Annotated in this window: 27 protein-coding genes and 3 pseudogenes; 5 read left to right on the plus strand and 25 right to left on the minus strand. The window is 48.0% G+C overall.

All coding sequences use genetic code 11. From position 1 onward, the window contains the following. The 9 genes and pseudogenes from GPK90_RS03960 to GPK90_RS04000 form a co-directional block, all read right to left on the minus strand. Positions 1 to 671 (minus strand): VirB6/TrbL-like conjugal transfer protein, CD1112 family (locus GPK90_RS03960; protein WP_252197345.1); only part of this gene is annotated, 671 nt, incomplete at its 3' end. 69 nt (positions 672 to 740) lie between these two features. After that, positions 741 to 839, minus strand: a pseudogene (locus GPK90_RS19505) (Maff2 family mobile element protein); the annotation flags it as partial. A gap of 87 nt (positions 840 to 926) precedes the next feature. Further along, positions 927 to 2,450, minus strand: a pseudogene (locus GPK90_RS03970) (recombinase family protein); the annotation flags it as partial. A gap of 123 nt (positions 2,451 to 2,573) precedes the next feature. Next, positions 2,574 to 2,936, minus strand: coding sequence for a hypothetical protein (locus GPK90_RS03975; protein ID WP_055145343.1), 363 nt, complete (start codon positions 2,934 to 2,936; stop codon positions 2,574 to 2,576). Positions 2,937 to 2,978: 42 nt separating this feature from the next. Continuing rightward, complete coding sequence (locus GPK90_RS03980) at positions 2,979 to 5,483, minus strand: ABC transporter permease (protein ID WP_055145341.1); 2,505 nt, start codon at positions 5,481 to 5,483, stop codon at positions 2,979 to 2,981. Continuing rightward, positions 5,483 to 6,163 (minus strand): ABC transporter ATP-binding protein, encoded by a 681-nt coding sequence (locus GPK90_RS03985; RefSeq protein ID WP_055145338.1) that lies wholly within the window; start codon positions 6,161 to 6,163, stop codon positions 5,483 to 5,485. The genes GPK90_RS03980 and GPK90_RS03985 overlap by 1 nt, the downstream gene beginning before the upstream one ends. A gap of 100 nt (positions 6,164 to 6,263) precedes the next feature. Continuing rightward, positions 6,264 to 7,271, minus strand: a complete 1,008-nt coding sequence (locus GPK90_RS03990; RefSeq protein ID WP_055145335.1) for a sensor histidine kinase — start codon at positions 7,269 to 7,271, stop codon at positions 6,264 to 6,266. A gap of 1 nt (position 7,272) precedes the next feature. Continuing rightward, positions 7,273 to 7,941 carry a response regulator transcription factor gene (locus GPK90_RS03995; RefSeq protein WP_055145332.1) on the minus strand — a complete coding sequence of 223 codons (669 nt, stop codon included), beginning with the start codon at positions 7,939 to 7,941 and terminating at the stop codon, positions 7,273 to 7,275. Further along, on the minus strand, positions 7,938 to 8,150 hold the full coding sequence (locus tag GPK90_RS04000; RefSeq protein WP_055145329.1) for a helix-turn-helix domain-containing protein: 213 nt from the start codon (positions 8,148 to 8,150) through the stop codon (positions 7,938 to 7,940). Before GPK90_RS04000 ends, GPK90_RS03995 begins: the two co-directional genes overlap by 4 nt. Positions 8,151 to 8,551: 401 nt before the next feature. Between GPK90_RS04000 and GPK90_RS04005 the strand changes: the two genes are divergently transcribed. Beyond that, a complete protein-coding gene (locus tag GPK90_RS04005) occupies positions 8,552 to 9,112 on the plus strand; it encodes an RNA polymerase sigma factor (protein ID WP_055145326.1) in 561 nt (186 codons plus the stop codon). Beyond that, positions 9,109 to 9,777, plus strand: coding sequence for a hypothetical protein (locus tag GPK90_RS04010; protein ID WP_055145323.1), 669 nt, complete (start codon positions 9,109 to 9,111; stop codon positions 9,775 to 9,777). The genes GPK90_RS04005 and GPK90_RS04010 overlap by 4 nt, the downstream gene beginning before the upstream one ends. Before the next feature lie 133 nt (positions 9,778 to 9,910). Here GPK90_RS04010 and mobQ read toward each other — a convergent pair whose 3' ends face one another. The 8 genes from mobQ to GPK90_RS04050 form a co-directional block, all read right to left on the minus strand. Further along, a complete protein-coding gene (gene mobQ / locus GPK90_RS04015) occupies positions 9,911 to 11,608 on the minus strand; it encodes a MobQ family relaxase (protein ID WP_055145320.1) in 1,698 nt (565 codons plus the stop codon). A gap of 401 nt (positions 11,609 to 12,009) precedes the next feature. Next, entirely contained in the window at positions 12,010 to 12,198 is a 189-nt protein-coding gene (locus GPK90_RS04020) for a hypothetical protein (protein WP_055145756.1), read from the minus strand. A gap of 203 nt (positions 12,199 to 12,401) precedes the next feature. Then, positions 12,402 to 12,776 carry a hypothetical protein gene (locus GPK90_RS04025; protein ID WP_055145314.1) on the minus strand — a complete coding sequence of 125 codons (375 nt, stop codon included), beginning with the start codon at positions 12,774 to 12,776 and terminating at the stop codon, positions 12,402 to 12,404. Further along, positions 12,773 to 13,702, minus strand: a complete 930-nt coding sequence (locus GPK90_RS04030) for a ParM/StbA family protein (protein WP_055145311.1) — start codon at positions 13,700 to 13,702, stop codon at positions 12,773 to 12,775. Before GPK90_RS04030 ends, GPK90_RS04025 begins: the two co-directional genes overlap by 4 nt. A gap of 283 nt (positions 13,703 to 13,985) precedes the next feature. Further along, complete coding sequence (locus GPK90_RS04035) at positions 13,986 to 15,311, minus strand: DNA primase family protein (protein ID WP_330375650.1); 1,326 nt, start codon at positions 15,309 to 15,311, stop codon at positions 13,986 to 13,988. Then, positions 15,274 to 15,909, minus strand: coding sequence for a CHC2 zinc finger domain-containing protein (locus GPK90_RS04040; protein WP_055145308.1), 636 nt, complete (start codon positions 15,907 to 15,909; stop codon positions 15,274 to 15,276). Before GPK90_RS04040 ends, GPK90_RS04035 begins: the two co-directional genes overlap by 38 nt. Positions 15,910 to 15,992: 83 nt before the next feature. Further along, positions 15,993 to 18,041: a recombinase family protein gene (locus tag GPK90_RS04045; protein WP_055145306.1), complete on the minus strand. Its 2,049-nt coding sequence runs from the start codon at positions 18,039 to 18,041 to the stop codon at positions 15,993 to 15,995. After that, on the minus strand, positions 18,038 to 18,247 hold the full coding sequence (locus GPK90_RS04050; protein ID WP_055145303.1) for a transposon-encoded TnpW family protein: 210 nt from the start codon (positions 18,245 to 18,247) through the stop codon (positions 18,038 to 18,040). The genes GPK90_RS04045 and GPK90_RS04050 overlap by 4 nt, the downstream gene beginning before the upstream one ends. 250 nt (positions 18,248 to 18,497) lie before the next feature. On the opposite strand from GPK90_RS04050, the gene GPK90_RS04055 reads away from it, so the two are divergent. The 3 genes from GPK90_RS04055 to GPK90_RS04065 are packed head-to-tail and all read left to right on the plus strand — an operon-like array spanning position 18,498 to position 21,710. Further along, on the plus strand, positions 18,498 to 19,376 hold the full coding sequence (locus tag GPK90_RS04055) for a hypothetical protein (RefSeq protein WP_055145300.1): 879 nt from the start codon (positions 18,498 to 18,500) through the stop codon (positions 19,374 to 19,376). 47 nt (positions 19,377 to 19,423) lie between these two features. Continuing rightward, on the plus strand, positions 19,424 to 20,350 hold the full coding sequence (locus GPK90_RS04060; RefSeq protein ID WP_215632688.1) for a hypothetical protein: 927 nt from the start codon (positions 19,424 to 19,426) through the stop codon (positions 20,348 to 20,350). Continuing rightward, complete coding sequence (locus GPK90_RS04065) at positions 20,343 to 21,710, plus strand: ATP-binding protein (RefSeq protein ID WP_215632689.1); 1,368 nt, start codon at positions 20,343 to 20,345, stop codon at positions 21,708 to 21,710. Before GPK90_RS04060 ends, GPK90_RS04065 begins: the two co-directional genes overlap by 8 nt. A gap of 60 nt (positions 21,711 to 21,770) precedes the next feature. On the opposite strand, the gene GPK90_RS04070 is transcribed toward GPK90_RS04065, so the two are convergent. From GPK90_RS04070 to GPK90_RS04100, 8 genes and pseudogenes are all read right to left on the minus strand, one after another. Beyond that, entirely contained in the window at positions 21,771 to 22,142 is a 372-nt protein-coding gene (locus GPK90_RS04070) for a TnpV protein (RefSeq protein WP_055145291.1), read from the minus strand. Between the two features lie 143 nt (positions 22,143 to 22,285). After that, positions 22,286 to 22,381 (minus strand): annotated as a pseudogene (locus tag GPK90_RS19745) (recombinase family protein); the annotation flags it as partial. Positions 22,382 to 22,517: 136 nt separating this feature from the next. Next, positions 22,518 to 22,709: a transposon-encoded TnpW family protein gene (locus GPK90_RS04075; protein ID WP_005932101.1), complete on the minus strand. Its 192-nt coding sequence runs from the start codon at positions 22,707 to 22,709 to the stop codon at positions 22,518 to 22,520. Positions 22,710 to 22,721: 12 nt separating this feature from the next. Then, on the minus strand, positions 22,722 to 23,561 hold the full coding sequence (locus tag GPK90_RS04080) for an ATP-binding protein (RefSeq protein ID WP_054324685.1): 840 nt from the start codon (positions 23,559 to 23,561) through the stop codon (positions 22,722 to 22,724). Beyond that, positions 23,558 to 24,298, minus strand: coding sequence for a phage replisome organizer N-terminal domain-containing protein (locus tag GPK90_RS04085; protein WP_215702227.1), 741 nt, complete (start codon positions 24,296 to 24,298; stop codon positions 23,558 to 23,560). Before GPK90_RS04085 ends, GPK90_RS04080 begins: the two co-directional genes overlap by 4 nt. Beyond that, a complete protein-coding gene (locus GPK90_RS04090; protein ID WP_006573562.1) occupies positions 24,288 to 24,482 on the minus strand; it encodes a hypothetical protein in 195 nt (64 codons plus the stop codon). The genes GPK90_RS04085 and GPK90_RS04090 overlap by 11 nt, the downstream gene beginning before the upstream one ends. A 174-nt stretch (positions 24,483 to 24,656) precedes the next feature. Beyond that, complete coding sequence (locus GPK90_RS04095; RefSeq protein WP_055155943.1) at positions 24,657 to 26,276, minus strand: relaxase/mobilization nuclease domain-containing protein; 1,620 nt, start codon at positions 26,274 to 26,276, stop codon at positions 24,657 to 24,659. Further along, positions 26,248 to 26,646, minus strand: a complete 399-nt coding sequence (locus GPK90_RS04100) for a plasmid mobilization protein (RefSeq protein ID WP_008818019.1) — start codon at positions 26,644 to 26,646, stop codon at positions 26,248 to 26,250. The genes GPK90_RS04095 and GPK90_RS04100 overlap by 29 nt, the downstream gene beginning before the upstream one ends. Between the last annotated feature and the right edge of the window lie 11 nt (positions 26,647 to 26,657).

Here is a 26,657-nt window from a genome sequence, read left to right on the forward strand (position 1 = left end):
TACCGGCTTGCTAAAGCCGGGTTCCCAAAATGCCCGCACACCGCCTTTGGATGAAAAGCGGCGCTTCTGGACGCGCGGTAGATCTCAATCATACGGCCATAAATGACGATAAAGATACAGATATACAGCGCCCACATGGTAATGCCAATAAAGAGGGACTGGAACCAAAGCCCGAATAGCGGTCCCAGATCCATTTCCATAAGTCTCGGCTCCATATCTGCCAAAACAGAAGAAATGTCAATGGACGCATCCGAACCGATGATCCCTGCTGCCTGCGCTACTACGCTCTGCGCCATATCAAAGACGCCCATCACGATATTCCATGTGTTTGTGACAATGAGGATGGCGGCGGCTGATTTGAACACCCACTTAAAAATCATCCAGGTGTCCACATCATGCAGGTTGTTCTTGTCTGCGATCATCTGGATCAGGTCTACGGTCATCACGATAGCCAGGATCACGCCTGCAATCGGCACCATAATGGAGTTTGACAGGTTCTCAATCATGCTGAAAATACTGCCATTCCATCCCTGTGGGGTCTGGCCTACCTGTACGGATATATCCGCGACTTGTTGGTTTACGCTGTCAAACATCCCCGAAAGGTTGCTCATAATACCGCCCACCAGCATTTCTTTCAGCCAATTTGTCAGGGCTTCAAGTAAGAAATCCATACGGTGTCAACCTCCTTTCCGCCGCCCCCGCAAAACTGCGGGAGCGGCAAGGATTTCATGCAGGGACGCTTAGACAGAGAACAGCCCGGAGAGCAGAGGTACAAGGACCATGCCGACCACGGCTACACCAGCGCCGGCCATGAGCTGCTTCATGCCCTGGGATTTTGCTTATGTGTGATAAAGAAGTAATAGAAGTGTAAAAAATTTTGCCTTTCCTATCCGATACTTGTCTTTGGTATCGGATAGGGCGGGCGGTCATTCGGGCAAGTCCACCTTGCCGACGAAAGAATAGTAAATCTCAATATCCTGTCTGCGTGTGCCGTTTTCATCGTAGCTGCACTCATGCACAACGATTTTCTCTACAAACTCACGCAAGAGGGTGTGGGTCAGTTCTTCAAAGTTCATGTGCTTGCGGACAATGTTCATAAACTTTTCTGCGTTTACGGTAGCTTCCTGTGCTTTGGAAAGCTCCGCCTGTATTCTGGCAACACGCTCTTTCAATTCCTGCTGTTCGGCTTCATAGTCTGCCGAAAGCTCCGTGAAACGCTCGTCAGAAATGCGACCGCTTACGCTGTCCTCATACAGCCGCTTGAAAATAGCGGAAAGTTCACCGATACGCTTTTCGGCAGCTTCCAGTTCCTTTTTCTTGGCGGCGTTCCGGCGTTTGCCGCCGTCCTCGTTCTGCTCGATCAGCAGCTTCATAAACCGGGCTTCATGCTTTGCCGCATAGCTCGTCACTTTCCGTAGATTGGAGAGAACGCCCGCAGTCAAAAGGTCGGTGCGGATAAAATGTGCGGTGCAGTCATGGGTGCGCTTCTTGTAGTTCCCGCAGATATAGCAGTCCTGTTTCCGCTTATCGGTCTGGTAACGCTGCTGATACATGACGCTGCCGCAGTCCGCGCAAAAGAGCATACCAGAGAACAAGCCCACTTCATCATAGCGGTTCGGACGCTTGCGCTGTTTGCGTAATTCCTGCACACGCTCCCATGTCTGGGTGTCGATGATAGGCTCATGGTGGTTCTCGAAAATTGCCTGTTTCTCAATGGGATTTTCTATGCTGTGCTTGGTCTTGTAGGACGGTTTCTCCGTCTTGAAGTTCACCAAACAGCCCATGTACTCCCGGTTTTCAAGGATATGCACCACGGTATTTGTCGCCCATTTGCACTCATAGCCGGGGTGATAGCGGCGTGTGCTGCCCGTCCTGCGGTATTCCAGCGTTCCCGGCGTTGGGATTTCCTGCTCGGTCAGCATACGGGCTATCTTGGTCGGACCGTTCCCGGCAAGGCACAGACGGTATATCTGCTTGACTACGGGTGCGGCTTCCTCGTCAATGATGAAATTTTCGTCCTCGTCCATGAGGTAGCCGTACACGGGTTTGCTCGTAACAGGCTTGCCGCTCATGCCTTTTGACCGTTTTACGGCTTTGATTTTCTTGCTCGTATCTCTCACCAGCCATTCGTTGAAAATGTTCCGCAAAGGGGCAAAATCATTGTCGCCCTGTGCGCTGTCCACTCCATCGTTTATGGCGATAAAGCGGACGCCTTTTTGTGGGAAAATCATCTCGGTATACATTCCCACCTGCAGGTAGTTTCGCCCTAACCGTGACATATCCTTTACGATAACAGTAGCCACTTTCCCGGCTTCAATATCCGCAAGCATGGATTGAAAGCCCGGTCTTTGGAAGTTCGCACCAGAATAACCATCGTCCGTGTACCAGCGCAGATTGGAAAAACCGTTCTGCTTTGCATAGGTTTCAAGAATACGCTTCTGAGATGGAATTTGTCAAGGGGCTTTTCTGCAAAACACAATGTTTCTGAAAATAGCGTTCAAAATATATGCAGAGCCGTTAGTCCGCAAAGGATGCGAATTATCGGCTCAATGGTTTTCTTTTATTTGTAATCATTACTTTTCCAATTCCAGATATTCTTGTCCCATGAAGAAGATTTTCAATTCGTTTTGATCTACTTCTATCTCAAATTCTACACTACTATTTCCCTGTGTAACACAGATTATATCCGAGTAAGAAAAACTATAATATGCGTCACCGCAGGATAGACCCGAATCGGGCATATCTTTACTCACAGCAAGTTCCCCGTTTTCTTGAAAGGTAAATATCTCCTCAGCATTTGCATCCTTCCATGTGCCAATAATATCTTTTTCGTTCTGAATGCGATTTACTTTACCAACACATACAATGGCAAGTATAACTGCACCAACAGTCAAAGCAATGCCTGCAACTCTCTTTACCAGTTTCTTTTTACGCAATTTCTATTACCTCTGTTTCAGTTGCTTTGTTAGATTGAATGATTACATATTGCTCAATTTCAGTTCCTCTACAATTTCCACCTTTGATACGCTTCTAACAGCAAACAGCATAGCGATACATACCATAGCGCCGACAGCCATAACTGCAAGAGCATAAATACCGCCGTTCATATAAAAAGCAAATGGTGTCATACCCGACGATATGAAGTAGTAGATAGCACAATGAATCAAAAAGCTCACAGGCAACGCAAGAACCAATGCTTTTACGCCGTACAAAACAGCTTCGAGCAATAGCGTACATTTTAATCCTTTGGCAGTCATACCAACAGAACGCAGAACAGCAAATTCGCTTCTTCTCAAATGAATCGTATTCGAGATAGTGTTACAAACATTCAAGCTGATAATAACCGTCATCAGGATCGAGAACAGGCAGATTACCAGTTTTGCAATCGTATATACCTGTCTGGAATTATTCGTTGCGGCTGCAATGTCCACAGTTTGCGGAAATCCTCTGTCAGCCAGACATTCCATTGCTTCTTTATGCTGTGCTGTCTGTATTCTCATTTCCACATAGGCGTTATCATCTATCAGCAAGTTAAAATAACTTAAAGGCACGATGAGGACAGCTCGATCTCTCACAAACATGGATTGGATATTTGCATTTTCTTCTGAAACGATTTCTTCCACGATAATCGGCAAGGCATCCTCGGATGCCCCCAGCGGAATGATTTCTGTTCCCGGTTCAATAAGAAACGGTGAGCCTGCAATTACCCGATTTTGTGCCGAATTATAGTATCCCATAGTCTGATTGAGCAAAATTCCATGATTGAAATTTGTCACATCCAGACTGAATCCATTTTCATCGCAAAAAGAGACAAAATGTTCTTCGTCCAATCCTACGACATATACCTCTGCTTTCGTACCATTGATAAAATATCCTTGCATATCAGGATTGATTTGTTCCTGCGAAAATTCAGCGGTCATATATCGCTGAAAAGAATAGGAAACATCCGCAGTGATATTTTCATCCGATAATGCCCCGATTGCGACAGGAATATCTTTGTATTGAATCATCGAAATCACATCAGTATAACAGGAACCGTCCTCCTTCATATCCAAGGATGTCTGATAAAGCATAAAATCAGAGAAACTATATAAGGAAAGGGCAATTACCACCGACAAGAAAATAGAGCCGGTAATCGCTCGGAAGCGTTTTGGATTACGCTTAATATTTTTTGCTGCTAACGAACCATAAATGCCAAAAACCAAAGAAACGATTTTTCCGTCACGGAATTTCTTTCTTGATACCGCATTGTTAGACTGGCGGATCGCTTCAATAACTGTAATTTTAGCTGCTTGCTTCACAGGCTTTCTACTTCCGAAGTACAAAGAAGCAATGCCGGATAATCCGCTGACGAGCAGGATCAATCCGTTTACCTTCAAGGACAGTTCTACGATGCCAAAAGTGAATGTTTCTCCAAAAGCTGCCCTGACCACACTTAATAACAGAGCAGATAGCAGGATACCAACAACCAATCCAAAGGGTATGCTCACCACTCCCAAAAGGAAGGCTTCTAAATATACGCTAAGGCGTTTTTGCCCTTTTGTGGCTCCAATACTGGATAGCATTCCCATCTGCTTAATTCGTTCCTGTAAGGAAATGGAGAGGGCGTTGCTGATCATTGAAGCAGATGCAGCCATCAAAAGACAAACGACCATGACCACCAAAGCAATCAGTTTTGCAGCTCCTTTACCCCCGGTAATTCCATGATAGACTAACAATTCCGAATGAAACTTTGCTACATGACTGTCTACTGCCGCAGCCACTTCTTCGGCTTCTGTATAGATCGAATTGGATAAATTCTTTGCCTTGACATACGCAGCAAAATCGGATGCCGTTTTGTCAACACCTGCAAAGGCATTATAGTTTGCTGCGATTTTTGAGTCATTCACATCTGACAGAATACCAACAACTACATACGCTTTCTCTTTTGTTGGAACGAAGCTTTCTTCTTCGCCCCTATAATTTGTCAGCCCGGAAAGCTGGGCATTATATTCATCCCAAATTCTTGAACCAAGAGTTAAAGAAATCGTATCTCCAATCTCTGTATTCATGTTGTTTTTCTTCAAAAAAGATTCTGAAATAACAATCTCATTTTCATCTTGCGGGAAACGCCCTGCAAGCAAATACTGATTTAACGAAAATCTTTGGGTAAAGTTCTCGTCAATCTCGCCAACGGAGAGCATTGTACTGTTGGATTTCTCCCCGTAAAAACTGTTTCCGGCAAAGCGGAGAAGCGAAACTTCGCCTACATTGTTTTGACTATATAGCTCTTGAACCTGCTCCCAAGTCAAATCCTCCATGTAGTAGTCATAATCGCCACCATACACTTTTTCTTTCTCTTTCAAAAAATCAACCAACGACCATCCCCCACAGAGAATAGCGGTTATCATACTGATTGACAAAAGAATGGTTAAAAGTGTGAGTAGGGTACGCTTTTTATTCGACAACAGATTCCTGAGTGTAAGCATGAAAATCATATTCATCAGCGTATCACCTCATCCCTCACAAGTCTGCCATCCTGAATTTCCAGAATACGGTCTGCCTGCATTGCGATTTCACGGTCATGGGTAATCAGGATCATTGTCTGGCGATAGACTTCATTGGATTCACGCAGAAGTTTCATAATATCCCTTGTGTTCTCCGTGTCCAGATTTCCCGTTGGCTCATCCGCAAGGATAATCGCAGGTGCGTTAATCAACGCTCGTCCGATTGCCACTCTTTGTTGTTGACCGCCGGATAACTGACTTGGCAGGTGCTTTCTACGCTTTACCAGTTTGAGTGTGGATAGCAGTTCTTTCAAACGCTCCTGATTGATTTTACGCCCATCCAATCGAATCGGCAGCGTGATATTTTCCTCGACAGTCAAAACCGGGATCAGATTATAAAACTGATAGACAAGCCCAACCTGCCTTCTTCTGAATACAGCCAATTCATCTTCATTTTGCTCATAAACATCCTGTCCATCCACAAATACTTTTCCCGAAGTCGGTCTGTCAACACCACCTAAAATGTGCAACAGGGTAGACTTGCCAGACCCAGATGCTCCAATGATTGCAACAAACTCTCCTTTATCGACGGAAAAAGAAACATCTGACAAAGCATGGACAGGAGCATTGTCCATTTCATAGGTTTTGCAGATATTCTCTACTCTTAATATCTCCATAAAAAGTTCCTCCATATATTTTTGCAATTCAGTATAGCAAAGCCAAGTGACTGCTTCATTACTTTTTCATTACAAAAATGTCACTTAAAAAGGGGCTGCATTAAGCAGTCCCCCGATAAAAGCAGATTTCAAATTTTGCACCGCCTGACTCCCGATTTTTCGCTTGGATGACACCACCCTGATTGACAATGATCGTCTTTGCCAGAGCCAACCCCAAACCGGCATTACCGATTGTAGAGCCACTTCCTTGATAAAATCGGTCAAATAAATGGGGGATGTCTTTTTCCTGAAAACCTGTTCCGCTATCCTCTATAATGATCTGTGTCAAAAGAGGTCTTTCTATTGCCTTGATTTCGATAGTGCTGCCCTCTGGTGAATGTTCGATACAGTTTTTGATTACATTCCCCAAGGCTTCAGCAGTCCAATCAGTATCAAGAGATAGTTTTAATTCTGCCGGAATCACTTGCGTGATTGTCTGCATTTTTAATTCTGCCGCAATCTCCAGAGGACGAATTGCTTTTTCTACCACATCTTTTAAGTATACCGCCTGTGGCTTTAGAGTAATCGTTCCTGCATCCAGCTTGGATATTTTCAGAAGTGTGGCTATCAGCCACTCCATTCTTGATAAGAGCATAGTCTGTTCGCGGATCAGCTCATACCTTTCTTCGTCAGTCAGTTCCTCATTACACAGAGAAGCATTTAAGATATTCAGCGATGTCAAAGGTGTTTTTAATTGATGTGAAATATCGGCTAAAGCATTTGCCAAATTACCTTTCTCCATTTTCAGAGCTTCTGCCTGTTCAATAAGCCGTCTTGTCATCTTGGATATTTCATCATGTAAAACAGATAACTCACCTTCTTGAAACTGCCCAAAAGAAATTTTTTCATCTCCATGTAACAGCCTATCAATATGCAAACTAAAATCAGCAATTTTCTTGTATCTCTGATATGTGAAAAAGAGGGAAACTGCACTGGATGAAATGATAGCCGACAGAACAATCCACACAGCTTTGCTATCAACGATAATGCCAATGCCGCCCCAAAATAGAATAAGAATACTGCTGACAACAATTTGCCTTTTAACTTCTTTATTTCTGATAAAGTCCATATCAACCCACCTTATAGCCAAGCCCACGAACGGTAATTATGATTTCCGGCTCCTGCGGATTGGTTTCAATTTTGTCACGTAGCCTTTTCATATAGACAGTCAATGTATTATCATTGATAAACTCCCCAGTAGTGTCCCATAAAAGCTCCAACAATCTTCTGCGAGAAAGGACAATACCTTTGTTACGCAAAAAGACTAACAGCAACTTATATTCCATAGCAGACAACAAAATCTCTTTCCCATTCTTTGATACGGTTGCTTGATTTGTGTCCACAACTAAGTCGAGGTAACTGATAATGTTTTGTGTGTTCTTAGTTCTCCTTAATACGCTGTTGATCCTTGAAAGCAGTTCTCTTGGTCTGAACGGTTTGCTGATATAATCGTCAGCCCCCATATCTAACCCAGCCACAACACTATATTCATCATCAGAAGCCGTTAAGAAAATAACTGGCATAGTTCCTCTTTCTTTAATTGCAGAACAAACAGAAAAACCATTTCCGTTTGATAATTGAATGTCCACCAAGGCTATATCGTATTGGTCGCTATCCAATTTTTCTATTGCTTCTTTTTGACCGGGAGCATTTTCGATTTTGAACCCTTCATTTCCTAAATAGTCTGATAATGAGGATACGATACTTTGGTCATCCTCCACTAATAACAATTTACTCATCGTGTGTTCTCCTTGTTGTCAGCTATAAATTCATTTTTATTTTGTTTATATCTTCCATCAGCCGGCTTTTGGGCATCTTGGGGAATTAGCCATGCACGAGGTAGCCGAACAATTCCATCAATGCGATTCTCCTCACACAGCTTTTGAACACGACGCACCGATATTCCCCAAAGTTTAGCCGCATCCTGTACTGTCATGTATTCAAACATAGTTTACCTCCGCATCAAATAGTTATATATATTATATACGCACAAACGAACAATATCAATGGGCTGTTTGTAAACACTTAAACACTAACTGTGTACGAATTAACTCGGCGCTAACAATTTCCGTCATCCTGTTTCGGATATTATTTATTTTTCCACCCAACCCATTCTGTCCGGGCAGCTACCTTTAATTTTTTGTTACGCCTCCTCTGCTGCGAGCAACTCTACCAAAACCGAAGGACCATATTTTCAGACTGCCGAGCGACCTCGACTGGTGCCAAACGATTTTGCTGAGGCGATAGAAAATAGAATTGCAATGTACTATAATAAAGGTGTGAAATTTTCCCTCGCTTCTGTAAGATTGTCCGCCAGATCCATAGTACATAGGTGAGGAGGTGGATACCTTGTTAGAGGATGTGAAGATCATTGAACTGTTCTTTGCTCGTACTGAGCAGGCAATAGCTGAACTTGCTGCAAAATACGGTTCAACTTGCAAAAGAATTGCAAACAACATTTTGAAATGCGAACCCGACGCAGAAGAATGTGTAAATGATACATACCTTGCTGCGTGGAATGCAATTCCTCCAGAAAGACCTGACCCACTCAGAACCTATATTTTTCGTATTACCCGCAATATCGCTACCGCAAAATACCACGCAAATACTGCACTAAAGCGAAACAGTTACTATGATGTTGCACTTGATGAGTTGGAAGAGTGCCTAACTTCTGCATCTACTATTGAACAGGAAGTGGATGCAAAGGAGCTGTCACAGGAAATTGATCGTTTCCTTGACAGCTTGGATCAGGAAAGCAGGGTTATGTTTGTAGCAAGGTATTGGTACTCAGATAGCATTACAGAAATTGCAAAGAGGCTTCGTACAACAAATAACAATGTGTCTGTTCGCCTTTCCCGAATCAGAAGCAAACTTAAAAATCATTTACAGAAAGCGGGGTATGATTTATGACACGAAAGAACATCTCTGACGCCGTTGGTGGCATTGGTAGCCGTCATATCGAAGAAACGGCGAGTTATCAGGCAAAGAAACAAAAAAGCATTTGGCTGAAATTTGGGGCAATTGCTGCGTGTCTCTGTCTAATCGTGGTGGGAGTGTTTAGTATGGGATTATTCGGCAAAAGTACAGAAACAGCTACATTAGGTGATGGAACTACCATATCTTTCACTAAAGCAGATACGGTAGCCTCTGCTCTGAGTTTGAACTTGCAAGCACGAGCATTGACCAAAGATGAGGTTCAGACTATTTTCGGTGATCTTCCGATTTCCGGAGATGCCCTCTTTACCTTGGACGATGTAGCATTTGTTGGCTTTGATGGTCATTACAGCGATATGAAATTTGTTGTTTCGCTGTCTGGGAACAATCTTATGGATACTACCGTAATTGGCAAGGGAAATGTATCTATGGTTGGAGATACGCCAGTTAAAGCTGGCTACTTCGTTACAAATGCAAACAGCGAAGGAATTAAGACTGTGATCTATTACGCCTATATCACATTTGATAACTATTCCATCTATATCGAAAATGCAGGCGGAGAAAGTGAAAGAGAGGCTGTTCGAGCGGAACTGATGGCAGCACTTGATAAGTTGTTGGAAAACTCTTTTGATTTTAAGTGATAGAATTCGATTAAATATTGCAAGCACCGGTATGGAAAACCCATACCGGTGCTTATTTTACGCTTGACGTATAGGGATTATCTCCATCCCCCTATGTCACAGACTTCACCTGAAGTTTCAACCTCCAGCACTTTTAACGTTCCATATCTCTGTTTTTCATCTTACGCTCAAGCCGCTCCGATCGCCGCCTTTGCCGCAGTTCTCGATCCATTGTCTTTTCCTGTGCATATTCGTCAAGATAGCCAGACACATCCCGTAGGCCACTCTCCATCAACCACCAACTGAACTTGTCGCCATAAGCCGCTTCAATGCGTTGGGCTGCTGCTTTCTCTCTGTCAGGTCGAAGTGCCTTCCGCTCCAGATAAAGCTGCAAGGAATCAAAGCCGGAAGCTTGCTCTTTCAGCTCGGCATACTCAGACAATGCAGCCTCCAGCTCTCCGGCATACTTATTCTCCTGCGCCTCAAGCCGTTTGAGATTATCTTCATAGCGGTCAATCTGGCGCTGGAAGATATCGCTTGTGGCGTCCTCTGGGTATTCCAGAGAATGAAGCAGCATAGCCTTTTCGCTTTTTAGCTCCTCTAACTTTTCCGTCAACTCGGCTATTTTGGAGGCAAGCTCACGGTGCCTGACAAAGTGGATCGCAGGAAGGGATTTCTTTTCAGCCAGTAGGGACTTCCGTTCTTTGGTTGTTTCCTTTATCTGCTGCACAAGGGAGCGGTACTGTGCCAGATTTGGCTTCAGAATATTCAAGGCACCGGTCATCTGTTTCTTGCTGCTGCGGATATGCCCTAACTGATAGCAGAAGATCAGCATATTTTCCCGCAGCTTTTCCAACGCTTCTGCAATAGCGGGCAGCGTGTTCTTCACCGCCTCCGTAATTTTCTTGAACTGCGCCTTCAGTTCCCGCAGGAGCCTGTTGTCCGCCTTGATCTGACGGTTGAGTTCGCACCTGTCGGACACGATACCTTTCTGTTCCAAAGCACGGGCAATCACGCCCTCGTGGATGGTGGGCTGCTCGTCAATGCCTCGCTCGACAAAGCTGCGGTGGTCGATGCGCTCCTCATGACCGTATCGCTCCAAATATTTGTTTGTCACATCTGCCCATGCTTTGCGCCAGATAAGGAGCTGTTCCTCGCTGTTCCAGCGTTCAGAAATGGGATTCTGTCTCCCGTATTTGGTGCTTTTGGGATACTTGCTGGCACGCTCATATCCATGTTCCTCAGCTGCGGATGGTGTCATATACACTTTCTTCCTGCCTACCTTGTACTGGTACTGTTTCTCCCATCCGTCAGCCTGTGCAGCCTTAAACTCGGCAGCGGTAAAGCCCCGTTCCTCACCGTCACGGCTGCAGAGATATTCCTTCTCCGTTTTGTATTGCCATTTGCCGCTTTCATCAAGCGGGCGCACCGTCAAGAGAATGTGGGCATGTGGATTATGACCCGGTGGATCAGGATCGTGGATTGCCAGATCGGCGCACATCCCGTCTGCGACAAATTGGTTTTGTACGAAGTCCGTCAACAGCGTCTGCCATTGCTCTAGGGACAACTCTATGGGCAGGGCTACCACAAACTCACGGGCTAAGCGGCTGTCCTTGGTTTTCTCGTTTTCCTCCACGGCGTTCCAGAGAACCTCTCGGTCTTGCCATGCGGGTGGGGCCATGTCCGGCAGGAATACCTCCTGCCACACAAGCCCCTGCTTTCGGGTGTAATCGTGCTGTACTCCGTCATAGTCATTGAGGATGTGGGAGCAGCTGAGATAAGCGGAGGCTGCACAGGCGGAGCGTCCGGCTCCCCGGCTGACCACCTTTGCCTCCAAGTGGTAAATTGCCATTTGCGTTCACCTCGATTCGTATTTTGTGAGGGGGTGGTAAAACGCCACCCCTTGGTTTCTGTTTCTCTTTGCAAAGAGAAAATGGGCTGCATTGCTGCCCATATCTGCGATAAAGCTGCCGGTGGCAGGTTTTCGCAGGCAGGAGGCGGGCAGAGTATCTGCCGGATTGGTGCGACAAGCAGCAATCTCTGCATCAGCAGAAGCGCCGACTGCACAGGGAATGCTGACTTGCGGCATTTCCTGCCCTCTCTGGAGAAGTGTCCGATGGACAGTTCGTGAAGAGCGCACGAGCCCGACCAACGGAAGGGATACCACCGCCTGCTTCGCAGGTGGTGAGTAAGTGCGCCCTTCGGGATAAAAAAGGAAGGGACGCCCCGGTTGCCCGGAACGCCCCTCGCAGATTAGTGTAGCTTCTCATATAACAAGTCCTCTAATTTTTCAAGCTCCATTTGCTGAGCCTCTGGAAATACTTTCTCCAAAACAGCGCCCTCCTGAATCAAGCGTCTGGTACGGGCCTTTCGCTCTTTCGCCCGATCCCGCATTTGTGCCTCCTCCAATCGGTGCTTGGCCTGCAATTCTTCCTTGGTCATGATCTTTTTATTTGCCATATCTGGCTCCTTTCTGCCGCTGGGCGGCTTCGTGATAGTAAAAAGCAGGGAACTGGTATCACACAGATACCAACTCCCTGCAGAACTGATGGTAAATTGTTTTCCTCATTCTGAGAATTGCCAATTTGGTAGCAAAGACGGATTGTATTGCCACCAACATAGTAGTAAAATCAAGAAAAGTAATTTCAAAAGCCGTCTGCAAAATCCAGCGCAGCTGAAATGTCCTCCTCGGTTTCCTCCGAAACAAGAGCAGCGGCAGGCTGTGCGCTCTGCATAAGCTGTAGGATACCGCCAAGGCTTACCGGCGTACAGCTCTGCAAGCTGCGTGAGATGGTATCCTCGATCCGGCTGAGGAAAGCGTCCTCCTTCTCCCGTGTTTCCAGATAGGGATCATCGGCAAGCTGCTTGCTACGGTCAAAGTAAGCGTTGACCGCCGAAACGACTGCCTTGCTGACTGAACGATATTCTCGCCTGTCAAGGCTCTGCAAATGCTCCCACGCCCTGCGGTCTGCTTCGTTCTCCAGATTCAGCCGAAGTGTTGTTGTGTAGATTTGCTTCATACAAGATCGCCTTTCTTTTGCATTTTCTGTGCAGACAGCAGCTCATAGCCCTTGGCTGTGGCGCAGATGTCATCATTGATCATCACCCGGCTGGCATCATATTCTCCGAAATTCTTCACCATGCAGCTTCCACCGCCGACAACATAGAGCCTCATCAGTTCCGGGTCATACTCATGCTCACGCAGTCTGCGGAAGATGCCTGCGGTGTAATCCCTCGCTGTGTTCTGGATAGCAGTTAGGTAGCGTTCGCTGATGTCTGCCGTCCCAAAGCGAATCACACGCTCCAGAATCGTATCATCTACCGATGCGCCAAACTGCCGCATGAGATTTTCCCGGACAGCAATCATGCACTGGTTTGTCCCGTACTTCTCCGTGAAGCACTTCTGAGATAGCGGACGGCGCTCGTTGATATACATGACATTCATCGTTCCGTTGCCAATGTCGCAAAGCATATTGATGCCCTTGAATCCCCGCAGTCTGTCCGCCACAGCGGAGAAGCCCTGCGGGAAGATGTCCGCTCCGGCAAACTCCACATGATAGCTGACACCACGGAAAATGAAATCCGCCATTTCATTCTGCAACAGGTACGCCTTGAAGCTATCCTTCTGTTCGCTGACCCAAGTAAGAGGGAGCCCCGCCGCCAAATGCACACGGGCAGAGGTCTGCTTGCGGATATTCAGCTCTCTTGCAATGGCAGCAAGGGTCAGAATATAGTAGTCACCGTCTGTCATTTTGTCAGAGATAAACTCCTTGTGACCTTCGCCCACGGTGTAATAGCTGCCGTTGTAGACAAGCAGATTGCTTTTGAAGGTCGGCTCCTTGTCAGAGATGATCACGCCCGTAGGAAAGCAGCAATGTGCAGTCTTGATATTCCCATAGCCGTGGTCGATGCCGATGATTATAGGGTTATTGTTCATATAGTTCATAGTTTGTCCTTTCTGCCGCTGTGCGGCCTTGAAAATAGATTGTTTGTGTACGGCTCTGTACGGTAAACGCCAGTGCTGTACGCCGCTGTACACCGATTGGTCTTTGGATTTTGCGTTTGCTTTGTCAAATCGCTGTTTATACCGCAAGAAAATGCGGTAATCGCAGCACATTGCACATAAAGAACGCTGATTTTGCGGTAAAATAGCTTTTTGAAAACGGAGTTGAGAACTGCCGTACATCGTGTACGGCATGTACGGCAGTTTTGAAGTCCAGTTCTCATATTTAATAAGGAAGCAAGTTCATCGCCTCCACTCCGATAAATCCACGCACCCGCTTTCCGGCTGCGTACACATTGTTGGTAGCCTCCACATTATAAAGCCGTTCATTCTGGGCCAGCTCTGAGCTGATACGATTTGCTGACATAGGCTTTTGTGCGTTGTCCTCGCACCAGCGGAGATAGGCTTCATAGATAGCCTTGGAGCTGGCTTCGCTGTCGGCCTTAAAGCGGATATAGCCCTCGGATTGCAAAAACTCGATCACATTGTTGCTGCTGCGCTTTACTGTCTCCATATTTTCTTTGGCTCTATCGCTGATGGTGAACTGATACTCGTTCCCAATCAACCGCCGCAGACCCTCCAGACACCACAAAAAGATGCCCTCACGCTCCTGTGTCAGCTTATCCACCAGAAATGGATCATCGGCTCGTCCTGCTGGCCTGTCCTTGGTGGTCAACACGATCTGCCTGCGGAAGAAGCCGTCTGACTTGTCGTGCAAAGCGGTTAAAGCGCCGTTGCCGAAGCAAAGAAAGCGGACATAAAGCTGGCTCTGATAGCTTTGAACACCCTTGCGTTCCATATCCATCTTGCACTCTGAGGTCACGATGGATTTGATATAGTTGGTCTTGGGCAGGGCACTCATATCCATATCGTCATCCACCATCAGCAGCTTGTTTTCCAGGTCTGCACGGCTGAAACGGTTGTTCTCTACCTTCTGGATGCTGGTGGTATTCATGTTATCTCCCAGCATGGAGCGCATTACAAGTCCGATTCGACTCTTTCCTTCGCCGCCCTTACCAATCATCAGGAGCATTTTCTGCCCCTTTGTGGTAGGCAATAGGCAGTAGCCCATATACTCCTGCAAGGTGGGAATGTCCTCCGGGACAAGCAGCTCGGATAAAAATTGCAGCCAGCGCACAGGCGGCGGTGCATCGGGGAGATAGGCCACACTCAGACGGTTGTTGCAATAGCTTTTGTCCTCGGTGAAACGCCCATCCAGAAAGAGTGTCCCGTTTGCCACATGGATACGGTCAGTCTCGATGGGCAGGGGCGGCGAATAGGCTTGCAGCTTGATACTGGCCAGCAGATTTGCCACCACCTTGGAAAGCCCGGAGGTCAGACAGCCGGAGATCTCCTCCAGAATGAGATTGCCGATTTGCGCCTCGTCCTCAATCAGTCCATCCACTGTGAACAGCCTTCCTCTGACACATTTCATGGGATGCTTTTTTAAGAACTGCTGACAAAACAGCACTTCGTTGATGCGTTTTCCATCATACCAATCGGGAATGCTTTCTTCAGGCGGCATAACCATTGGGGTATTCAATTCGTCCATAGGTTTCCTCCTTTCGCAGTTGTTCCAGACGCTCCTTTAGTGCTATGATTTCACCATCCGTCATCCAGTCCTGTACAATTTCCCGACGCTCATAGCTGTCACCAAAGGTGAGAATGTTCAGTTCATATTCAATCTGACTGAGCTTGTGGCAGGCTTCCACGAATAAATCATGGACTGGCTCATCCGGCGTTTGCGGCGCATAGTATGCTTTCCATTCCTCCAAGCAACGGTAATAGTCCGATAAAACAGAAAAGCACAGACGCTCGTTTTCTTTGAGCTTCTGTGCTTCTGTTCGGATACGCTTTGCATTGAGTGCCGCTGCGCTGGGCGGCTTGTCCGGGTCAAGATGAAAGTCTATCACCAGCTTCATGGCTGCGTCGTAGGGCTTGAGATCAAACAACCTTGCAGTGAAGTCAATGACATCTCCATGCTCTCCGCAGGTAAAGCAATAATAATGGTCGTTTGCCACATACAAGCTGGGGTGTCTGTCATTGTGAAAGGGGCAGAGCGCCTTGCCGTGCCGGTTGACCTCAAGGCCATACGCCTGTGCCGCTTCCCGCAGGCTGACGTTGTTTTTTACGGTTTCGAATAAATTCATGTGTCCTCCTTTGCGTAGAAAAAGCGGCTTGCCCTGATATAAGGCAAACCGCTTCCTCAAAATTTATTGTTTTATTGGAAATATTAAGCCGGAGAGGTAACTGTCTCCGCTGCCAGTTTTTCCTTCCTGTTCGCTGCATTGCGAACCCGCTGGCCTTTGATATGCCCCTCATATCGGCACTCATCACTGCAATACTTGACATTGCTTCTTGTGGTGGAAAAGGTCTTACCGCAGTTTTCACAAGTGCAGTCACGCCGCCTGTTTTCTGCCGCTTCCTGCCGGTAGAACTTCGCCCGGCAATTCGGTCCGCAGAACATAGCAGCCGAGCTTTTGGATTCAAATCCCTGACCGCAGCACTTACAGGTTAGCTGAAAAGGCTGCCCAACGGTGTGCTTCCCGGCCTTAATCAACTGATAGCGCTCCCGGCTTTTGATGCGATGCTGGCGTAGCTGCTCCTGCCGCTTGATTTCCTCTGCTGTCAGCTCCGGGGCAGGAAGTTCAAACTTTCCGATGAATTTCAGGAAGATTTCTACCTCCTGCGTTCTGTCCCCGTCGATGCGCTCCGGGGCATGAACGATGATTTTATCAATAAATTCATTGATCATCGGTGTAGTCAGCTCGGAGAAATCGGTGTACTTTTCTGCCAAAGCAAGGAACTGCTCTACACGGGCAGTATCTTCCTCATAGCTCGTCAGGCTTTCCTCCGTTTCTGCAATCTGTGCGGAAAGGTTTTTCTGTTCGACTTCGTACTCAGCAAGCAGGCTGTCAAAGCGTTCCTCAGAAATTCGGCCTACGGCAAAGGATTCATAGAGCTTTTTAATGATCGTATCCAGCTCACTGTGGCGCTTACGGTCTTTGTTCAGCTTTCGTTTGGCATCTTTGGCCGCCTCCACCTGCCTGACCTGTGAAGCGGCTCGTATCTTCTCGGTGAATTTTTCCCGATCTGCTATGGCAAGCTGGCTGACAGTGCGGATTGTCTCTAAAATAAGGATACGCAGCGACTTAGTGGTAATATAGTGCCCGCAGCAGTCCTTTCCATGCTTCTGATGTGCCAGTGTATAAGAGGAGCAGTCAAAGAAATCCGACGGATACGGAGTGCCTTCTGTACCGCCTCTGGAACGATGATTATACATCTTTGCGCCGCAGTCCGCACAGTATAAAAGCCCGGTCAGGGGATTGGCTTCGCCTATGGTATCAATACGCCGTGGCGTTTTCCGCAGTTGCTGAGCAAGCTCCCATGTTTCCGGCTCGATAATGGCCTCATGGGTGTTCTCGAAGATCAGCCAGTCCTCCTTGGGATTAGGAATAGAGGTCTTGTCCTTATATGACAGCTTGTGGGAACGGAAATTGACCGTATGCCCCATATACTCAGGCTTAGACAATATCTGCCCCACAATATAGCCGCTCCAGTTATAAGGATATGCGAACTCGGTCTTACTTTTCCAAACGCCAATGCCTTTCCTTGCAAAATAGACCGCCGGAGCTTCTACCTTATCTTCAAAAAGGATTCTGGCAATGTCATAGGGGCCTTTTCCCTCGATGGTCAGACGGAAGATGCGCCGCACAACGGCGGCGGCCTCCTCGTCAATCAACCAATGGTGCTTGTCGTTCGGGTCTTTCTTATAGCCGTAGATGGCACTGTTGGTGGTAGGCTTGCCTGATTCCCCCTTCACACGGATAGCGGTTTTCTGCTTGCGGCTCAGATCACGCAAGTACCACTCGTTCATGATGTTGAGGAACGGAGCAAATTCATTGCTGTTCTGGTCGTTGCTGTCCACGCTGTTGGCGATGGCAATAAAATGAATGCCATGCTGACGGAACATAACCTCCGTGTAAAAGCCGGTCTGCAAGTAGTCACGTCCGATTCGGGACATATCCTTTACGATCACACGAGCCACCTTGCCAGCTTCAATGTCTGCCACCAGCTTTTTCCATGCCGGTCTTTCAAATGTGCCGCCTGAGAATCCGTCGTCCGTGTAATGGGCAAAGTTTGTGTACCCCTGCTGTGCGCAATAGCCCTCCAAGTATTTCTTTTGATTCACAATGGAGTTGCTATCCCCAATCTGGTCATCGTCACGGGAAAGTCGTTCGTATAAGGCGGTGATCTTGTCCTCAGTCTGAATGATGCTCATGATGCGCTCCTTTCAGACTGACGGCTCATTTGTGGTACACCAATTATATCACAAGTTCCGTCGTTTGTAACTACTTCGTTGCGTATCATTCGTAAAATTTTATCCTCCATTGTCTCTTTCCCACTTTCACTGAAAGCGACTCTCACCTTGTAGGTGGTGCCGCCAATACGTCTTATCATATACTGTGCCTGTTTGTTTTTATCCATAGCGTTCCTCCTTGAAAAATTCATGTTCGTTTGATATACTAATGGTGGTTCCGACTGATGTAAGTCGGTGGCATCTTGTGTCATGTTTCATAAAGCTACCGCAACTTGCGTCCTCCTTTCTCTTGATACGGGTTGAAAAAGTAACCTAAATAACCGCTTATCAGATTACCCTCTCACTAATAGGAGAAATCCGGGGTGTAAATCGGAACTGTTTTTGAAAGAAATTCAAAAAATTTTCGGAGGTGAGGTCATGACAGATGAAAATAGAACATTTCTCCTGTTCCCGGATGACGGTGATGACCTAACCGAATGGGATGAAGCCTCCGATCTGACGATACAAAACGAGCAGTTAGAGGAAATCCTCTCCGAAGAACGAGCCTTAGAGCTGGAAAGAGAGCTGGAGCAGGACGAAAACCCAAGGGACTACACCGTAGAACTGGAGGACGAAGAGGAAGAAGCTGCTCCTGTCAGCGAAAAACGCTTAAAGCGCCAGATACGGGCAGAGGCGTTGGCACGGCTGGAGGATGCTGCAAGAACAGAGGACGACTTTCGATACGTTGTCAGCGAATGGGACAGGTTGGATCGGAATCGGGAACGACGGGAGCGTGACCATGAAAATCTCCGGGGAGATGTTCCGTTAGAATACATGGCAGTTCCCAATCCGAAGATGATTCCGCTGTATTTGAATCTGCCACGATACCGCCAGCTTGCCAGCGGCAATTTTCTGGATATCATTTTTTCTTGCCCCTATGAACTGCATGAGTTGGTTGCAAGCTCATTTATTTCTGAGCTGATACGCAGCCTTACCATTGATCAGAAGGAAGTGCTGTATTACCTGTCCATCCGGCAGTACAGCACCATACAGGTGGGTATGATACGGGGACAGACAGACCGAAACATTAGAAAGCTCCGAAAGAATATCCACAAGAAGCTGCAAAGAGCGGTTTATGATTACCTTTTGGAAAAACAGAACGACTGTGGAAGCCTAACGCTGCGGGAACGGCAGTTCTTAGAGGAATATGGGCTTTTGCTGAAAGCCTATGGCAAGGACGCCGTTATCCTCCGGGAGAACAAATCAAAGCCGAGGAAAAAGAAAGCTGCCCTTGGCAGCAGCAAGGACAGCGAATGATCTGATTGAATTTGATAAGCAGATGACCGAAAGGAAGGATTTGCGTTATGAATACATTTTTTGAGCAATCCCGTTCCCATTGGGTGCGGTATGAACGCTATGAAATCAAAACAGGCAAGGACGGGAAGAAATACATCACCCCGGCAAAGGATGCCAGGCCGGATGTCTATAACCCACTCAAGGAAGCCCCGGACATTGTGCTGGATGCTCTGAATGTGGGGATGCTGATGATGAACGGCAAGAAAAGCTCTGAGCCAGAGGTAGAAAAGGCAATCTTGGAATTTATTACCCACTATGGGCTGCTGGGCCTGATGACGGCCCTGCCCACCACGCCGTCCTTTATGGATTATGAGGCGGTATATCTGCCAAAGAACCATTTTATCAAGGAAGAAACGATGGAGACGGAGAAGTATCTGTCCCTGTTTTACCCCTTTGATAGGCTGGATGTGGTCAAGAACGGTGTGGAATCCAGTTGGAATGTGTCCAGCGACCGGGCAATGATTGCACTGACCATGACCTTTATGGACGAGCCGATGGCAAAGACCATGAGCTTCCAGCGGGCGTATGCAGAGCCTTACGATTGGGTGGCACAGCAACTCAAGGATTGGGCATTTAATATGCTGACCTCTTTCTTCTATTATAATGACTATGATTCCATGGAGGAAGAAAGCCGGAATATGCTGCGTAAGTCTATGGCTGCATTTGGCGGCATTGCACCCACCTATCATATAGAGCTGTTGGATAGGCCAACGATCTATTGGGATTTCCATTCCCTGCTGTTGGGGATTCAGATGATGTTCAGCTTCATGCTGGTGGACAGCACAAAGCCGTTGCGGATGTGCAAGCAGTGTCAGAAAGTGTTCCTGAGTAACCGGGCTAACTCCGCTTTTTGCAGTGCAAGGTGTAAAAATCAGTATAATGTTTATAAGAGCCGGGGAAAGAATAAATCAGAGGATGGTGATAATAATGCCTGAAAATCAGAACATAGAATGGAAAGCTAAGTGGAAGGATGACTATCTGGAATGGATTTGCGGCTTCGCCAATGCACAGGGCGGCAAGATTTATATTGGCTGTGACGATGATGGAAAAGTTATCGGCCTGCCCAATATCCGCAAGCTGCTGGAGGATGTTCCAAACAAAATCCGAAATGCCATGAGCATCGTGGTGGATGTCAATCAGCTGGAGCGTGACGGGAAAGAATATCTGGAAATCGTTGTTCCACCATATCCCGTTGCCATAAACTGCAAAGGTGTCTATTATTATAGAAGCGGCAGCACCATGCAGACCCTTTCTGGCCCAGAACTGGAGAGCTTCATTCTACGCAAACGTGGTGCTTCGTGGGATAATATGCCCTTGCCGGGATTTACGTTGGATGATATTGATGATGAGTTGGTCAAGAGATTCAAGACCCTTGCCGCCAAGAAGGGCCGGATCGACCAAAGCGTTTTAGACGAGGACAAAGCGGATTTAATGGAAAAGCTGCGTCTGACCAATGCCGGGTATTATACCAACGCAGCGATGCTGCTGTTCTGCAAAGACCCTGACCGCTGGCAGCTGGGCGCATACACAAAAATCGGCTTTTTCGAGAATGATGCCGATCTCCGTTATCAGGATGAAATTCACGGCTCCTTGTTGGAACAGATTGACAAGATCATTGAAGTCATCCATCTGAAATATATGAAAGCGAAAATCACTTACGAAGGGATGCAGCGCATTGAGCGTTATTTTGTTCCCGACGCTGCCCTGCGTGAAGCCCTTCTTAACGCTCTATGCCACAAGCAATATGAAAGCGGCGTTCCGATTCAGATCAGCGTGTATGAGGATAAGCTGTATATCGCTAACTGTGGTAGGCTTCCAGACAACTGGACGGCAGACAGCCTGATGTCCAAACACGCATCCCGCCCTTACAACACGGCGATTGCGAATGTGTATTATTTGACCGGCTTCATCGAGAGCTGGGGACGTGGTATTGAGAAAATCTGTCAGGCTTGCAAGGAAGATGGAAGCCCGCTTCCTGCGTACACCGTGCATCCCGGCGATATTATGATTCAGTTTACAGCGTCAGAGGATCGGGTTATTCGATCTGCCACCTACAAGGTGACAGAAAAGGTAACAGAAAAGGTAACAGAAAAGGTAACAGAAACCTTGGATGAAAAATCCATGCAAATTCTGGCCCTGATTTCCGAAGATCCTGCATACACATCTACCACCATAGCAGATAAGCTATCTATCAGCAGAAAAACAGTTTCTCAGCGTCTGAAGGAGCTGAAGGAAAAAGGAATCATCGAGCGCATCGGGTCTGACCGAAAAGGCTACTGGAATATAAAGAGCTAAGTGATACAGAATTAGCCCCACACCAGCGTTCATTCATGCTGATGCGGGGCTAACATGTGTTTAGCAATATACAAGCTCCGTCAGAACAATTTCCTCTGCACGGTTATGAATGTTGTTCATGCGCCGTACCCATTCCATTTGATCGGTAGCTTTAAGTGCCTCGGTCACACCTTCCAGTCGTGCCATAGCTTCGCACATGATCTCCATACGCTGATTGCAGGATTTGTCTATCTCTGCAAGATGTTCATGCAGGGTGCAGCTTGTTAGGTAGTGTGCATAAAGGACGGGACGATGCTCTTTCAAGTAGCGGCGGCGCATACGGCCATACTTACCGATCTGATATTCCTCGGTCTCCGGCAGCGCAAGGTCGGGGATATAGTAATCGCCAACCTTCGTATATGTGCCGCCCATTTCTTCAAAAATAGACTTCATTTTCATGCTCCCTTCGTGCTAAAATGTCAGCAGTTATGCGGATTTTTTTCCTTTCCCACAACTGCCAGACCAATTCACCACAAATGAGCCGCCAGTCATGTAATAGTATTAGGCGGTAGAAACCACCCTCTACATATTACATCTTGGTTGGAAATGGAATTGCTTTCGCCTTGCAGCTCGTCCTCATGGGATAGTCTTGGATAAAGGGCAGTGATTTTCTGGGTGGTCTGTCTTAACATAAAATCCTCCGTTTCCGACAGCCAGCCCCACTATTCCGTATTTCGATTATACCACATGGGGCGGCTGTCTGTATAGCGGCTTCTGCTTCTTTACCGCCTGTCAAAATGACGATTTTTTACTGTGCGGCTTGTAGCGTTAGGGCGAAAGCTGGGCTTTGTGTCCTGCGGCGGCTTCCGCCTCCAGCACTTTCATCATCTTATCGGCTGCGGTGTCGGTGGTATCTTTTTTGAAAAAGCCGGAAACGATAAGGACGGTGTTGCCCATGCGGATCTCTGTCACGCAGTCCGGGCGGCGTTCCGGGGTGGTGTTCTGCTTGTTCTCTGCCATAGGCAACTCCTTTCATTTCATCAATTCTTTTAGTCTGTTCAGCTTGGCTTGCGCCGTTTCACGGCGGAAGTTCTCTCCCGTAAAGAGGATAGGGGCGCACATTTCCAAAAGGCGGTCATAAATCCGGGCATGGGCGGTGTCCAGCGGATTTTGCAGGCTGTCCAATGTCAGATTGGTGGTAACGATTAAGGGCTTGCGGCTGCGGTAGCGGCTGTCAATCACATTGTAGACCTGTTCTAAACCGTACTCTGTGCCGCGCTCCATTCCAAAATCATCAATGATAAGCAGAGGAAAACGGCAAAGACGCTCGATATACTCGTTGCGCCCCTCAAAGCTGGCGGTCAGGTCATTCAAAATCGCAGAGAAGTTCGTCATGCGGACAGCGACTTCCTGCTCCATGAGGGCATTAGCGATACAACCGGCAAAATAGCTTTTTCCTGTGCCGACCTTGCCCCATAGCAGATAGCCGATATTTTCCTCGCGCATGATTTCCCAATGCTCCACATAGAAGTGTGCAATCTCCATTTGCGGGCATTTCCCGTTGTCGTTGGCGAAAGTCCATTCCTGCATGGTAGGATTGGTAAATCCCCGGCGTTTCAAGTCCTCCACGGTGTCAAGGTGCTTTCTGCGCTGTTCGGCGGCTTCACGCTCCAAACGCTGGGCTTTCTGGCAGTCACATTCTGCCGGGTGGCGGTCACGCCCAAACAAGGCGGCTTGCTTTTCCGGGAAGTAGGCTTCTTTCGGAGTGTGACACTTGCCGCAGTAAAGCAGTCCGTCCTCGCCCATGTAGTCCTCCGGCTGTGGGGTAACAGCCGTCATATTCAAAACTCGTTCTGTAAACAGATTACTCATAAGCTCTCGCCCTCCTTGCAGGTGTATTCGGGTATGCCCTGTTTCGGGGCAGCCTTTGCGGTATCGTCTGCCGCCCATCTGCGAATAGTGGCGGCGTGGTTTTTATATTTCTTGCCCGTGGACGCGATATAGCCGGAAAGCCGCTCAATATAGTACGCCCATTTTTCGGGCAGCTCCGCTTGCAGTTCGGAAAGCTCCGTATCAGTCAGAAATACATTCTCATATCTGCCATAGCTGCGGGCGAGGGCTTGTCCCTTTAACTCTTCCTCTTTTTCTAACTCTATATCTATCTCTTTCTTTATCTCTATCTCTGGTGGACGAATGTCGGACAAATGTCCGCCATTTGTCCGCGGCGGCAAAAGTGCCTTATTTTCAAGCCTTGCGGCGCGTTTCCGTTCCGCTTCGGTAGAGGATTGACCGATCATCAGCTCGATGTCGGTCATATAAAGCAGCCCGCAGTCAAGCTGCTCCACAAGCCCTAACTGCTGGAAGATGGCTAATGCCCGTTCCACCGTCCCGTTTTGGTGACGGGTCAGCGTGGCTATCATCTGGGCGGTATAGGGGATATGCTCGTCAAGCTGCAATCTGCCGCCATTTTTCAGCGATTTTAAGTACAGCTTCAAGAGGATATTGGAATACAAAATCCCGTCTTTCATGTCCTCCAACAGCACAATGGAATCGCTGTCGAAGAAGTTTTCTTTCAGTTTGAGGTAGTAATATTTGCGGTTATCTGCCATTGGCGGTGTCCTCCCTGTGTTTCCATCTCTTAGAGAAATACCGGGGGCAGAGGACGATAATCGCCCGGAAGCTCTGCTTGCAGCCGTGTGTGCAGCCCCGGCAAAGGTCATTGTAGGTAATACGGTTTCGGTGGTTGAGGAAAAAGCTCCATTCCAACCGCCGCTTTTTGCTCATACGTGGCATTTCTCGCTCCTTTCTGCCGTTTCCGCTGGTATAAGCGGATAGGTCGGTAAAAATGTAGTTTCTCGGTGTCATTTTCGGGGATTTCCTGCGCTGTGCGCCCCGTTTCAAAGGTGGGCAGTATTGCGGATAGGGTGCAGGGCATATCCCTGTTTTGGTATCGTTTCGGGGCGGTTTTTAACGCTCATGTTCGTGCTTTTTCTCTCTGTCTTTCTCGCCTTGCAGGATTTGAGAAAGATTGCTTTTCACGGTATGCAGCTCCTTGACACGGGCTTTTTTCTCCCGGTATTCGTTGTAATGGGCGTTCTTTTCGGCGGTAAGCTGCTCGATTTCCGCTTGCAGGGCTTTATGGCTTGGCAGCTTGGAAACGCCATGCGCCCGGAAATAACGGGTGGCTGCGTCCGCTATGATAAAATCGCTTTCGTGCCGTTCCCGATAGGTGCTGCGGGCTTTCTCCGTTTTCTGTGCTTTCAGACCGTCACGGGCAGGCTTGGTCTTGGCATAGGCAAGCACCTGTGTCTGAAGCTCCTTTTTCTCCCGGATAGCAGCGTCCAGGGCTTTCAGCTTGGCGGTGCTGTCCTGTAAATCCGCATTGGCAGATACCAGGGCTGCGTCCAGCTCCTCCGGCGAATAGCCGTACTGCCCGTAGGCGGCAACGGTAGCCGCCATTTGTTTCAGATTGTGGACTGCCGCCCAGCGGTCATAGCCCGCGCCCTTTCCCTCCGCTCGCTTCGCTGCCCGGTCAACCATGCGCTGAATACCGTCCTTTTCCGGGGTGGTTTGGACAGCTTTTTTGCCCTGCAAACGCTCCCTTATGTTGCGGGGGTATTCGGGTACGGTTGCGGTCTGCTCGGCGGCTCTGTGGGCGTTCTGTTCCAAAAGGGCAAGAACGGCAGCGCGGTCAAAATCATCTCCCAGCTTGCGGGCGGTAATGGGCTTTGTCCTGTCCGGCGTGAGGTAGGATAGCCGCCCTCGGCTCTCCTTGACAGTCACGCCCTGTTGCAAGAGAACGGCGGCGAACTCGCCATAGCTTGTGGCAGAGGACAGCGCGGTGCGTATGGCCTGCCGCAATTTTTCCTTGTCTGTTTCAAACTTCGTGGGCTTGGCTGGCTGCTCCTCGGCTGGCAAGGCGGCAACTTCCTTGTCCAGCTTTGCCTGCCCTTTCCGCTGCGCCCAATACTCACGCTCGGTAATGCGGTTTTTGCTGCCATGCAAAAGGTCGATTTGATAGAGATTTTCCCGGTGGCACAGCTCCATGACTTCGGCTTTGAAGTATTCCATCGCCGCGTCTGTGCAGCGGTGTTTGCACCCGGCGCGGGTGTCTGCCGGTCTGTCCATGTAAGGCAGGAACGGAACTTCCTCTATCCGCAGAGAATTGATAACGATATGCACATGGATATTGCCGCTGTGGTTGTGTCCGTCCGGGTGGGTGCAGACAATGGCTTGGTGTCCGGGAAACTGCTTCCGGCAAAATTCCTCGCCCAACGCCTGCGCCCGGTCTACGGTCAAACCGTTGTCCACCGCGTCCCGTGGGTCAAAGCTGATAATGTAGTGGTGGCTTTTTACATCTTCCCGCTTCTGGTTCTTCCCATAGCGGAGATTGGAGCGCATACAGGCAACGGCAAAATCCTCGTCGCCGCAGTTCAGCGTGGCTATTCGATAGTCCTCTCTGAGCATGAGCCGCCCGTTTTCATCAAGGGTGGGCTTCATGGTAAACTCGTCATGTTCAAAGGTGAGGTACTGCTCGGCTGCGCCATAATCCGCATTTTTAGAGCTGATATGTTTGAATGTTGCCAACAGCGTCACCTACCTTTCGCAGGACTTCAAACTTCAAGGCAGCAAGGTCAGAAATGGCGGCGCGGACTTCAACGGACAGGGCGTTGTATGGTGTGCCGTACTCGTTGAGGGCGCGGGCAATCTGATTGAGGTTGCCACCGATTTTTCCGTATTCGGCGGTCAGCCTGCCAACGGCGGACAACAGTTCATCATTGACCGGGGAAACGGTAACGATGGGACGAATGGTCGCCCGTGTAATGGCTTGCCGGATAAATTCGGATTGGCTCATGTCATAGTGTTTCAGCCGCTCGGTAAAGTCGGCGTATTCTTCCTCGGTCATGCGGGTTTTGACCACATGGCAGCGGTGGGGTGTGTTATATTTTTTCTTCAAGCGTTGACCTC

It is taken from the genome of Clostridium sp. MCC344 (assembly GCF_018785365.1).
GTDB lineage: Bacteria > Bacillota > Clostridia > Lachnospirales > Lachnospiraceae > Pilosibacter.